This window comes from Crocosphaera sp. UHCC 0190 (genome assembly GCF_034932065.1).
GTDB lineage: Bacteria > Cyanobacteriota > Cyanobacteriia > Cyanobacteriales > Microcystaceae > UHCC-0190.
On sequence record NZ_JAYGHP010000019.1, the window covers coordinates 1 to 12,238 of the forward strand.

At 38.7% G+C, this 12,238-nt stretch carries 9 protein-coding genes and 1 pseudogene; 6 read left to right on the top strand and 4 right to left on the bottom strand.

What is annotated here, in order from left to right:
* From VB715_RS19610 to VB715_RS19620, 3 genes and pseudogenes are all read left to right on the top strand, one after another.
* Positions 1-169 (top strand): annotated as a pseudogene (locus tag VB715_RS19610) (photosystem II D2 protein (photosystem q(a) protein)); the annotation flags it as partial.
* Positions 153-1,535: a photosystem II reaction center protein CP43 gene (gene psbC, locus VB715_RS19615; protein ID WP_323302887.1), complete on the top strand. Its 1,383-nt coding sequence runs from the start codon at positions 153-155 to the stop codon at positions 1,533-1,535. The pseudogene VB715_RS19610 and the gene psbC, both read left to right, overlap by 17 nt.
* Before the next feature lie 729 nt (positions 1,536-2,264).
* Positions 2,265-2,474, top strand: a complete 210-nt coding sequence (locus VB715_RS19620) for a hypothetical protein (protein ID WP_323302888.1) — start codon at positions 2,265-2,267, stop codon at positions 2,472-2,474.
* An 11-nt stretch (positions 2,475-2,485) separates the two neighbouring features.
* Here the strand turns inward: VB715_RS19620 and VB715_RS19625 are convergent, their stop codons facing one another.
* The 4 genes from VB715_RS19625 to VB715_RS19640 all read right to left on the bottom strand — a co-directional run bounded on the left by VB715_RS19625 (position 2,486) and on the right by VB715_RS19640 (position 6,555).
* Positions 2,486-2,983, bottom strand: a complete 498-nt coding sequence (locus tag VB715_RS19625) for an HNH endonuclease (protein ID WP_323302889.1) — start codon at positions 2,981-2,983, stop codon at positions 2,486-2,488.
* Positions 2,984-3,171: 188 nt separating this feature from the next.
* Complete coding sequence (locus VB715_RS19630) at positions 3,172-4,518, bottom strand: Mur ligase family protein (protein WP_323302890.1); 1,347 nt, start codon at positions 4,516-4,518, stop codon at positions 3,172-3,174.
* A 99-nt stretch (positions 4,519-4,617) separates the two neighbouring features.
* Positions 4,618-6,030, bottom strand: coding sequence for a sensor domain-containing diguanylate cyclase (locus VB715_RS19635; RefSeq protein WP_323302891.1), 1,413 nt, complete (start codon positions 6,028-6,030; stop codon positions 4,618-4,620).
* A gap of 27 nt (positions 6,031-6,057) precedes the next feature.
* On the bottom strand, positions 6,058-6,555 hold the full coding sequence (locus tag VB715_RS19640; protein WP_323302892.1) for a Rab family GTPase: 498 nt from the start codon (positions 6,553-6,555) through the stop codon (positions 6,058-6,060).
* Positions 6,556-6,997: 442 nt separating this feature from the next.
* Between VB715_RS19640 and polA the strand changes: the two genes are divergently transcribed.
* The 3 genes from polA to VB715_RS19655 all read left to right on the top strand — a co-directional run bounded on the left by polA (position 6,998) and on the right by VB715_RS19655 (position 12,145).
* Positions 6,998-9,913, top strand: a complete 2,916-nt coding sequence (gene polA / locus VB715_RS19645) for a DNA polymerase I (protein WP_323302893.1) — start codon at positions 6,998-7,000, stop codon at positions 9,911-9,913.
* 94 nt (positions 9,914-10,007) lie between these two features.
* Positions 10,008-11,138, top strand: coding sequence for a CO2 hydration protein (locus VB715_RS19650; RefSeq protein WP_323302894.1), 1,131 nt, complete (start codon positions 10,008-10,010; stop codon positions 11,136-11,138).
* A gap of 173 nt (positions 11,139-11,311) precedes the next feature.
* A complete protein-coding gene (locus VB715_RS19655) occupies positions 11,312-12,145 on the top strand; it encodes a carbonic anhydrase (RefSeq protein ID WP_323302895.1) in 834 nt (277 codons plus the stop codon).
* The last annotated feature ends 93 nt before the right edge of the window (positions 12,146-12,238 follow it).

A 12,238-nucleotide genomic window follows, 5' to 3' on the forward strand; every position in this document is an offset into this window, starting at 1 on the left:
CTTTGTTTCCCAAGAATTACGGGCAGCAGAAGATCCCGAATTTGAGACATTCTACACCAAGAATATCTTATTAAACGAAGGTCTAAGAGCTTGGATGGCTCCCCAAGACCAACCCCACCAGAACTTTGTATTCCCTGAGGAGGTACTCCCCCGTGGTAACGCTCTCTAATCTGCCTTCTACCAGCGGCCGTGACCTAGAATCTACTGGATTTGCTTGGTGGTCAGGCAATGCGCGTCTGATCAACCTTTCCGGTAAACTTCTAGGGGCCCACGTTGCCCATGCTGGTTTAATCGTTTTTTGGGCTGGGGCTATGACCCTATTTGAAACAGCCCACTTGATCCCCGAAAAGCCCATGTATGAACAGGGCTTAATTCTCCTACCCCACATTGCTACCCTGGGTTGGGGTGTGGGCCCTGCGGGTGAAGTCATTGATACCTTCCCCTTCTTTGTGGTTGGAGTTTTACACCTCATTTCTTCTGCGGTTCTCGGTTTTGGTGGTATCTACCACGCTCTTCGTGGCCCTGAAGTGTTAGAAGAATATTCCAGCTTCTTTGGTTATGACTGGAAAGACAAAAACCAAATGACCAACATCATCGGTTATCACCTCATTCTTTTAGGATGTGGTGCGCTGCTCTTGGTGTTTAAAGCCATGTTCTTTGGCGGTGTTTATGACACCTGGGCCCCTGGTGGCGGAGATGTGCGTGTGATCACTAATCCTACCCTTAACCCGGCTGTGATCTTTGGCTATCTGGTCAAAGCTCCCTTCGGTGGAGAAGGTTGGATCATTAGTGTCAACAACATGGAAGACATCATTGGTGGCCATATTTGGATCGGTCTAATCTGCATTTTTGGCGGTATCTGGCACATCTTAACCAAGCCTTTTGCTTGGGCCCGTCGTGCTTTCATCTGGTCTGGAGAAGCTTATCTTTCCTACAGTTTAGGCGCGTTGTCCATGATGGGCTTTATTGCGGCTGTATTTGTTTGGTTTAATAACACGGCTTACCCCAGTGAGTTCTACGGCCCCACTGGTATGGAAGCTTCTCAGTCTCAAGCATTTACCTTCTTGGTGCGTGACCAACGCATGGGGGCAAATATTGGCTCTGCTCAAGGCCCCACTGGTTTAGGTAAATACTTAATGCGCTCTCCCACTGGTGAAATTATCTTCGGTGGTGAAACCATGCGCTTCTGGGACTTCCGTGGCCCTTGGTTAGAGCCTTTACGTGGCCCTAACGGTTTAGATTTAGACAAGTTAAGAAACGACGTTCAGCCCTGGCAAATTCGCCGCGCGGCTGAATATATGACCCATGCTCCTTTGGGTTCTTTAAACTCTGTGGGTGGCGTTATCACTGACGTTAACTCTTTTAACTACGTTTCTCCCCGTGCCTGGTTAGCAACTTCTCACTTTACCCTCGGTTTCTTCTTCCTCATTGGTCACTTATGGCACGCTGGACGTGCGCGGGCGGCCGCTGCTGGATTTGAGAAAGGGATTGATCGTGAGACTGAACCCGTACTCGCTATGCCTGATCTTGACTAAGATTTAGCACAAAAATTTTAAGAACTCCTACTGTTTAGTAGGGGTTCTTTTTTATGACTAAAAAAGTCGATAACCTTCGTTGTCCCCATGTCCTTGCTCTAGAAATCAGGCAAAATCTCTGAGGGGTATTGGAAAGCTTTCAGACCATTGCAAAAAGCTCCAAAGCAAATGAGCGATAGGTTTTATTTAGAGTATGGGGGCGGAGAGACTTGAACTCTCACGACTTTTAAGGTCAACGGATTTTCATTCTCTTGCAGCTTTCGCTACTGCTTGATCTCAGCTTTGAGAATTGGACTCTCTCTTTACCCTCAGCTTTATCTGTTAGGGTAGCTCCCGTCGAGTCTCTGCACCTTCCTAAATCTTACGGTTTAGGCTTGGCTCAGGATTGCCCTATCTATTGACTAGACTTAGGTTTCCCTGAGTTTGAGAGCTTACACTTGCTAGATTTCTCTATCAAGGCTCAATTTATTTAAGTCCGCAGCGTCTACCATTCCGCCACGCCCCCGTCTGGTAATTGGCTCAATGAGCTTTTTAACCCACGATTAATCATCATATCATAAGATTGTCTGTTATGGCCAAAAAAATTGAGATTAACTTGAAAAAAGTTTTCTGAGTCTTGTCGATTAAAGTAGATTAAGCTATGTAGCAATTTAAAAAATTAGACGACAATACTGGATCATACCCTTTACAATAGATCTGATGCCATTGGGGATCAGTGAGAGGTTGAATATGTTAGTTGTCTTAACCCATGAGAATATTTTGTCAGTACAGCAAGTTTGTCCAGGTTGTTTGCTGTCCAACCATCAAGGACAACCGCGCTGGTATCAAGGACACCTAGGCTGTGGCCACTCCTTGGATCAAAGGGAACGTGAGCAAGTTTCCCTCTATGAATGTGAGATGGGTTTTCAAATAGCAGAAGTTCAGGGAGAACCTATCTAAATTCCTTAACTTTAAATGCCAATGACGTATTTACGCCATTCGTGATTCAGATTTCCTCTAGTATGCTTGACCAGTTCAAAATGTAGGCTACTATAAGGACGACGGGGCATATGGTGCAGGTTCATTTGCGCTTCCTTGGGAGTGCGGTTGCCTTTTTTGACATTACAACGCACACAAGCTGTGACTAGGTTTTCCCAAGTATCCCCCCCACCTCGTGAGCGAGGAATCACATGGTCTAGGGTTAATTGTTCTCCTCGATAGTGACAATATTGACAAGTGTGGCGGTCTCGTTCCAGAATATTGCGTCGAGTTAAAGGAATTTCTTTGTAAGGGACACGAACATATTGACGCAGTCGAATGACTGAAGGTAGAGGAAAATCAGTATAGATAAACTGTCCATTATGTTCAAGCTGTTCAGCTTTGCCTTTGATTAATAAGACAACCGCCCTTCGCCAACTGGTGATATTGAGCGGTTCATAGGAGGCATTCAACACCAGAACCTTGCCCATAGGTGATCGAGGAATTTTGATGAATCTATCCCAGATGGTAACATAGCTAACGACTTTTGTCTGCTGTTAAGGTTACACAACCTTTTATTCCCCTCTGACTGAAGATGGGTTTTCTCCACAACAGAGGTACTTTTTCCACAGATTATGGGGTTTTTTCCCCAAGAGTTAAAGAAAAAATTATCATTAGATTATAGGATTTTTCGACCCGTTAAAATTCCTCTGACTTCTAACATCGCGGAATAGGTAGGAATAATGTGTAAGGTTTCATCTGCGGCACTTAAACTTAAGGCGGTTTGTACCGCTTCTTGTAAATTTTCTTTCACAATCAGTTTAACCGGATCTGCTGCTTGGGGTTGAGTCTCTTGGCTGTATTGTAGTCGCAACGCCAAATCATAAAGGCGATCGCCGCTAACCACCAAATTTCCTCCTAAACTTACCAAAGTTTCTGTATCCACATCCCAGATCCAAGAAACATCAGTCCCGTCAGGGGTTCTATCATTTAATACTAACAAAGTTGTCGAGGATTTGCCTGTTTTTTTAATCTCATTAACGGCCCTAATTGTTTCATTCATACCGACGGGATTTTTTGAGAGTAAAATCCGTACCTGCTTTCCTTCAATCGTTAATTCTTCTGCCCGTCCAAAGGCAGCTTTAAAGTTATTAACGGTTGCAAAAATATCAGGGGTGTTAATGCCTAATTCCTGAGCGACTAAGCCCGCAGCTAAGGTATTATACTTATTATAAACTCCAATTAAAATTTGCGGCCAATCCTTGCTATGAAAGGCGATTTGACTCTTACTAAAGCCACAACTAGGACAAGTAAAGTCCCCTAAATGGGATAAATAAACCCCTTGATAATTTAAGGGATGGCCACAGCTTGGACAGTAGATAGAGTCTACGGCATGGGGAATTTCTTCTAAATATAAATCAGGTTCACTCAGACCAAAATAACGGACTTTTTGGCTTAATTGTTGTCCTAGATAAGAAAGAGTTGGATCATCGGCATTAAGAATAATAACAGTATCAGAAGCCAGGGGAGCGATCGCTGTTTGCCAGCGTTGACTAATGGTGTCCACTTCCCCATAACGATCTAATTGATCTCGAAATAAATTTAACGCCAAAATAATCCGAGGCTGGCAATCATTTAAAATCAGAGGGACAATATTTTCATCCACCTCTAAAATGGCATAATCTGCCTGAAGTGTTCCTATCAAATTCGTATTATTTAATAGAGCAGTCACTAAGCCATTAATTAAGTTAGCTCCTGTATCATTATGGGCTACTTTATAGCCCTGATTTTCTAAAATCGTTCGTAATAATAAGGAGGTGGTCGTCTTGCCATTGGTTCCCACGACGAGAATAACCCCCTGTTTCACTTGCTCACACAGCAGAGATAAGAGTCTCGGATGAAAACGACGGGAAATTTCCCCCGGTAAGACACTCGCTGCCCCTAAGCCCAGGAAACGAACGACTGCTGTTACTGTTTTCGTAACACCGACAGCTAACCCTAAACGAATGCGATCCACTAAATTCATGTTTTCGGTAGTTCTCAGCCAATACTCTTTTAAGGATTATGAACGATGAGGGTAAAATTGTGAATAAAATCTTAGAAAAATGGTTAGGGAAAGGTTAAATTATTGTTGAATAGTGCAGTCTCGTCCCGCTTTTTTTGCCGCTAACAAGGCATTATCCGCCGCTTGAATTAAGTTTTCCATCGTTAAGCTGGGTTCAGGAATGTAACTGGCTACCCCTAAACTCAGGCTAATAAATTGTTTAGGGGATTCTTGATGAGGGATTTTGAGGGCGTTGATTTCTTGGCGAATTGTTTCAGCAAGTTGGTAAGCCCCATCAATTTTTGTATTGGGTAAAATTATGGCAAATTCTTCACCTCCATAACGGGCAGCCGTATCCGATGATCGTTTAATATTTTTGGCTAAAATGGCGGCAATTTCTCTTAAACAATGATCGCCACTGAGGTGTCCATAGGCTTTATTAAAACGAGAAAAATAATCAACGTCACACAAAATTAAAGCTAGGGGTTGTTTCTCACGAGCAAGTCGTTCCCATTCTTGTTGTAATTGACTATTAAAAGCCCGACGATTAGGTAAATGAGTGAGATAATCAATGATAGCCAGTCTTTCAAGTTGGATAGAGATAGTCAGGTATTCTGATAAGTTTTTGACCAGTTGAATCTCTTTTTTATACCAATAACGTGGGGTATGATGATGAATAATTAGGAGTCCCCACAGGTTCATTTCAAAGGAGGTTTCTGCTTCAGCATCACTAATCCAAATTGGGATCACTAATTGAGAGTAGATTTGATTATCTTGAAAGGTTTTAATCACAGCAGATTCTAACCCGTGACGGCTGATATCTTCAATTTGAAACACTTCTCGATCACGGTATAGTTTTCCCCAATTTTGATAAAGAGTCGGATTGTAAATTTCCTGATCTAACAATTCTTTGCATCCTGGGGCAACAGCTTCAGCAATAATTCTTCCATACCAATTTTTTTGAAAATTATGAACTTGATAAATGAGGACGCGAGAACAATCTAATTTTTGCCGAATTTGTGTAAGATTGAGTTGCAAAATATCTTCGAGTTTCAAAGAACGCCAAATCTGTTGAGTAATCATGCCAAGAAACTTGTCTTTTTCTTGTACAGAAAGTAAGGTCTCTTTCGTTAGTTGTGTCATTTTTTGCAAGTTTTTGATGGATTCTCTGGCATCTTCTACCAAAACTAATAACTGATGGTCACTATTTTGATCGAGCAAAAAATAAAGATTAAAGTAAGGGAGAGATTCTTGACCAGAATGACGACAAAGATTATTGAGTTCATAACTAATTCTTTTACCATCAAAAATATCGAATAAGATGCTTTCTAGTCCCCTGATTTCTGGAAAAACATCCCGAATATCTTGACCACATTTCAGGGGATTAGGAGAGTTAGAAAACTTATCAACTCCTTTTGAAACGTCCTTGATTAACCAGTTTTGTCCAATTTTAAGGTACTCTCTATATTGAGGATGAATTAACTTTTTTATCATGGTATTGACTACAACGCTAATGATTTATTATAGTTGGTCAAATAGAGTTTGAAAAATTATATTAACATTCTTTCCTGTCTTGGCTGAAGTTTCATAAGTTTTAATAACCGAGGAATTACTCTGGAAATAATCAAGGGATAAGTTAGCGGTGTCAATTAGGTCACATTTGTTCAAAGCAATGGTAATTTTTAGGGTAATATCAGTCACAGTATCAAGCCAATGTAAATAATTTTTGACGTGATCTAAACCATCGGGTTGACTAATATCTGTCACAATAATGACTCCCTGGGTTCCTTCTAAATAAACTGGGTTAGGAAAATAGTCATCTACTGAACCAGCAATGTCCCAAATACATAAATTGAGGTTTGTATCTTCATTGCATTGCTGGAAAGTTTCAAAAATTTTTACCCCTACATCAGCCGTATAATGATTTTTGAATCTCTTGTCAAGAAATTGAATGACTAGACTGGTTTTTCCTGAATTAAAATGCCCTAATAAACAAACTTTTCGGTTAATCGTTTTCATGGGTGCTGCCAGTTGAGAATGAGAATGTCTAAAAGTGGTAAAAGTTTGCTAAGATATTTAAGACCCTCAAGGAATTGAATCCTCACAATGAACTTAGATTAAGTCTCACTCTTTCTTTTGAAAAATCATGGGGGACAATCACAACAAAAGTTTAAGTCCCTTCATCCTCCCCAAGCTAAATAAAACTTATTTTACTTAAGGAAGGATAATTGAATGTCATAAAGACAATGGCTTCAAACAAGATAATATCTAGCTAATTCTTAGATTACCCATCTCTTCAAAATAATTAACATCTCACAGACAATTTTTCTGAAAAATTGCACAAAGATGAAAGATTAAGAAAAAATTTTACCAACACCACACTTGTGTTATAGTACATAGATACGGATATATTTGTCAGCATCGAATCTGATCCCTTAAGAAATTGTCACCCATTTTGATAATGCAACCTCAACCCACCTTACCGCTTTTTCTGCTCATTGATGGTCATTCTTTGGCTTTTCGTGCCTATTATGCTTTTGCTAAGGCGAGAACGGGGCCTTTGCGGACTTCGACAGGCATTCCTACCAGTGTTTGCTTTGGGTTTCTCAATTCCTTAATCCAAGTGATTGAGTCACAAAAACCCCAATATCTGGCGATTGCTTTTGATCTCAAAGAGCCTACATTTCGTCATGAAGCTGATGTTAATTATAAGGCGGATCGACAGGAAACGCCAGAGGATTTTATCCCTGACGTAGAAAATTTACAAGACTTATTAGAAGCGTTAAATTTAACCATAGTGACTGCACCTGGATATGAAGCGGATGATGTTTTAGGCACCCTAGCTAAAAAAGCCAGTGAGTCGGGTTATCGGGTGGTTATTGTCAGTGGTGATCGGGATCTCTTTCAGTTAGTAGATGATCAGCATAATATTAATGTTCTTTATTTAGAAAGAAATGCCATTAAAAGTTCTTCGGGAGAAGGGTACACCCTATTTAATGAGGCAGCAGTTGCAGAAAAATTAGGAGTTAAACCAACTCAAGTTGTTGATTATAAAGCCTTATGTGGTGATAAATCAGATAATATTCCTGGAGTGCGAGGGATTGGGGAAAAAACGGCAGTTAAGTTATTAAATGAATATGGCAGTCTTGAGGGGATTTATCAAAATATTGAGCAAATTAAAGGTGCTAACCAGAAGAAGTTAAAAGAAGGGGTAAAAGCTGCTGAACATTCCCGTTATTTGGCTGAAATAATAGTCAATACTCCCTTGGATTTTACCCTAAAAGATGGTCAACTTAAAGGGGTTAATCTTGAATTATTAAAATCGGTACTTGAAAAACTAGAATTAAAAAAGTTTTTAAAACAAATTAATCAATTACAACAGCAATTTGGGGGAGAAATACAATTAGAATTACCCCAGGAATCAGGGGCTGATAATGAACAGAAACAACTTTCAATTTTTGACTCAGTATCTTCTGAAGAAAAGACAGGGATAGTTGTTGAAAAAATACATAAAAAATCTCTAATTAATCCTATAATTATCACGAAACTATCCCAGTTAGATGAGTTTATTGAAATTCTTCTTCGACAGACTAATTATGATTTTCCGGTGGCTTGGGATACAGAAACAACCGATTTAAACCCTAGACAAGCCGACTTGGTAGGAATCGGTTGTTGTTGGGGAAATCAACCCACAGATATTGCTTATATTCCCATGGGACATAAACAGGGAGAACAACTCAAGAAAGAACAAGTTTTAGATAAATTAAGACCTATTTTAGAAAGTAATAAATATCCCAAGGTTTTTCAGAATACAAAATTTGATCGTCTCATTTTATACCATCAGGGAATTAAACTGGATGGGGTAGTTTTTGATACTATGTTAGCTAGTTATGTTCTCGAACCTGAAGGCAGTCATAAACTGAGTGATTTATGTCAACAATATTTACCTAATATCACCTCTCAAAATTATGATGAATTAGGTATTGCTAAAAATCAAACCATTGCTGATCTTGATATTGTAACGGTTGCGGATTATTGTGGTATAGATGCTTATGCTACTTGGTTATTGGTGGAACCTTTAAAGGCAAAATTAGTCCAAATTCCTGAGCTTAAAAAACTATTATTAGAAGTAGAACAACCCCTAGAATCTGTGTTAGCTGCCATGGAAGATCAAGGGATTATAATTGACACAGAATACTTAGGGAAATTATCTCAACAGTTAGAAGAAGATTTAAACATTATTGAGCAGCAAGCATATCAAGAAGCCGGAGAAACTTTTAATTTAGGATCGCCAAAACAATTAGGAGAAATTCTCTTTGAAAAATTAGAATTAAACCGCAAAAAATCTCGCAAAACCAAAACAGGATACTCTACGGATCATGGGACATTAGAAAAATTACAAGGAGATCATCCGATTATTGATTATATTTTAAACTATCGAACTTCATCTAAATTAAAATCAACCTATGTCGATGCTTTACCTGAATTAGTTGATGGCAAAACCAAGCGTATACACACGAATTTTAATCAGTCTGTAACAGCAACAGGAAGACTCTCATCATCTAATCCTAATTTACAAAATATTCCGATCAGAACCGAATTTTCCCGTAAAATTAGACAAGCATTTCTTCCCCAAGAAGGCTGGTTATTAGTTTCAGCAGATTATTCTCAAATTGAATTAAGAATTTTAGCCCATTTAAGTCAAGAACCCGTTTTATTAGAAGCTTATAAAAATCGTGAAGATGTTCATAGTGTAACAGCAAAACTATTATTTGAAAAAGATAATATTACACCAGCAGAACGGAATTTAGGTAAAACGATTAACTTTGGGGTAATTTACGGTATGGGTTCCCAAAGATTTGCTAGAGAAGCGGGGGTAACTGTGGCAGAAGGCAAAGAATTTATTAATAAATATCGTCAACGGTATGCCCAGGTATTTGAGTATTTAGAAACTATGAAAAAAGAAGCGATCGCCAAGGGATATGTGACAACAATTTTAGGCAGAAGGCGTTATTTTAAATTTAGTACAAATAGTTTATATCAGTTTCGTGGCCATGATCCTAAAACCATTAATTTAGATCAGTTAAATTTGAATTATACAGATGCTCAATTATTAAGGGCTGCTGCTAATGCTCCCATTCAAGGCTCAAGTGCTGATATTATTAAAATTGCCATGGTTAAAATACAGAAAATTTTAGCCAATTATCAAGCTAAATTATTGTTACAAGTTCATGATGAATTAGTGTTTGAGATACCGCCTCAAGAATGGGAAGAATTGCACAATAAAATTAAAATAACTATGGAAAATGTGGTGAATTTAACTGTTCCTTTATTAGTAGAAATTCATCAGGGTAAAAATTGGATGGAAGCTAAATAAGTTAAACGTCAGATCAAAATCATTTCCTAAAATGCAATAATGATGAAATAATAGGAAGACTAGACAGAAGAACTGAATAAGAGATAAGTAGATTATGGTTAGTATACAAGTAGAACCCTCCCGTCACCCCCTTGCTGAGTATATCTATCGTCTGGAAAGGGGAGAAGCTTTACTCAAAGACTCTCCACGAAATGTGATTGAAGTGGTGGGTATTCTTAAGAGTTATGGGGTGATATTAGATGCTTATTCCCGCAATCTTATTTATATTGCTGATCATCAATTTTTAGTGTTATTTCCTTTTTTTAAATATTTTAATGGGGAGTTTTCTTTCAATAAATTATGGCATCATTGGAACCATGATCGCATTAACTTTGAATATGCAGAATACTGTATGAAAGCGATGATGTGGCATGGTGGAGGGGGGTTAGATGCTTACTTAGATACCCCCGACTTTAAACAAGGGATTGAAAAAGTAATTCAAGCTAAATTTAAGAACAACTTTTTAATGTTAGGACTGAATAAAGCCTTTCCTGAATTTTTGCCTGAACACATGAGAATGATGTCTTATTATAGTGGTTTGGGTCAATTTTGGCGAGTCATGGCTGATATGTTCTTATCCTTATCTGATCGCTATGATCGAGGAGAAATTAAATCAATTCCTGATGTAGTTCAACATATTTTAGATGGGTTAGTTAAAGATGCCAGTAAACCCATTACTTATCAAGTAAAAATCCGAGATAAAGTCTATGATGTCTTACCAAAATCAGCAGAATTAACTTTTTTAATGGATACGGCAGTTCCCTATGTAGAAGCCATCTTTTTCCGAGGAACTCCCTTTCCAGGCACCATTTCTTATAATGCTCAAGCCTATCAAATACCCTCGGAACAAGCTATTTTTACTTTCGGTGCTTTATATGCAGATCCCTTACCTGTTGGTGGTGCGGGCATTCCCCCAACCCTATTAATGCAGGATATGCGTCATTATTTACCTGACTATCTCCATGATATTTATCGCCAAAGTTTTCGTCAAGAAGATGACTTATTAGTTCAGATTTGTCAAAGCTTCCAAAAATCAATGTTTTGTGTTACCACCGCCGCCATTAAAGGGTTAGCCCCTCACCCTTGGAATACCAATGATCTCCAACAACAAAAAGAAAATCGTGTCTATTTAGAAGGATGGATGAGCCGTTTTTTAACCTCTCAATTAGCCATAGTTAATGGTTAGTCAATTTTGGAATAGGCAATGAATTAATTTCTTTGCCTTTAACCTTTACCCCACTTAAATATTTTTGTAGATAACTTAAACTCAGATCACACTATACAAAAGAGCCAATTTACAGGATAATCAGAAATAGATTAAAGGTTAAAGCTAAATAAGTAAAAATATCTACTTTCTTCATGAAAAAGCTAATTGAGGGACTAAAAGAGTTCCAAACAGGTTATTTTAGTTCTCATCGTGAACTGTTTGAAGAATTATCTCACGGACAACATCCCCGCATTCTTTTCATTACTTGTTCCGACTCCCGTATTGATCCCAATTTAATTACCCAAGCGCAAGTTGGTGAACTCTTTGTCATTCGTAATGCGGGTAATATTATTCCTCCCTTTGGGGCGGCTAATGGTGGGGAAGGAGCAGCAATCGAATATGCGGTTTCTGCTTTAAACATTGACCAAGTGATTGTTTGTGGTCATTCCCATTGTGGTGCCATGAAAGGGTTACTTAAATTGAGTAGTCTGGAAGAAAAAATGCCTCTAGTTCATAATTGGTTAAAGCACGCAGAAGCGACTCGACAAGTTATTAAAGATAATTACAGCAATTTAGAAGGGGAAGAACTCTTAGAAGTTACCGTCGCCGAAAATGTTTTGACGCAACTGGAAAATTTACAAACCTATCCTGTTATTCGTTCCCGTTTGCATCAGGGTAATTTAAGCTTACATGGTTGGATTTATCGCATTGAAACAGGGGAAGTGTTTGAGTATGATGTGATATCTCATGATTTTATTCCCCCCCAAAGTCGTATCATTAACCCCGAACCAGAGTACAATTTTCATCCCAGTTGTCCGGTGGGATCTTCGTCAGATTCTAAAGTTCCGACAACTCCTCAACCTAAGAGTAATGGTAATGGGGTAAAACCTGTTAATAATGGCAATGGTAATAAGGGATCTTCTCTTCCAGGATATGAACATTTTCCCCCAGAACAAGCTCAACGTATTTATCGGGGTTCTCATTAAAAGCGATGGGAAACAAGCCTAATTCCTACCTAAAATATTAGTTTTTGATAGTATTTTTCGGTAGGAACTTCTGCCGATATTTCTGTTAAAAGA

Excerpts from the sequence above, each read along its gene's own strand:
- VB715_RS19650 (WP_323302894.1), top strand. The coding sequence starts at position 10,008 with ATGGTTAGTATACAAGTAGAACCCTCCCGTCACCCCCTTGCTGAGTAT.
- polA (WP_323302893.1), top strand. The coding sequence starts at position 6,998 with ATGCAACCTCAACCCACCTTACCGCTTTTTCTGCTCATTGATGGTCAT.
- VB715_RS19655 (WP_323302895.1), top strand. The coding sequence starts at position 11,312 with ATGAAAAAGCTAATTGAGGGACTAAAAGAGTTCCAAACAGGTTATTTT.
- VB715_RS19640 (WP_323302892.1), bottom strand. The coding sequence starts at position 6,555 with ATGAAAACGATTAACCGAAAAGTTTGTTTATTAGGGCATTTTAATTCA.
- VB715_RS19630 (WP_323302890.1), bottom strand. The coding sequence starts at position 4,518 with ATGAATTTAGTGGATCGCATTCGTTTAGGGTTAGCTGTCGGTGTTACG.
- VB715_RS19625 (WP_323302889.1), bottom strand. The coding sequence starts at position 2,983 with ATGGGCAAGGTTCTGGTGTTGAATGCCTCCTATGAACCGCTCAATATC.
- VB715_RS19620 (WP_323302888.1), top strand. The coding sequence starts at position 2,265 with ATGTTAGTTGTCTTAACCCATGAGAATATTTTGTCAGTACAGCAAGTT.
- VB715_RS19635 (WP_323302891.1), bottom strand. The coding sequence starts at position 6,030 with ATGATAAAAAAGTTAATTCATCCTCAATATAGAGAGTACCTTAAAATT.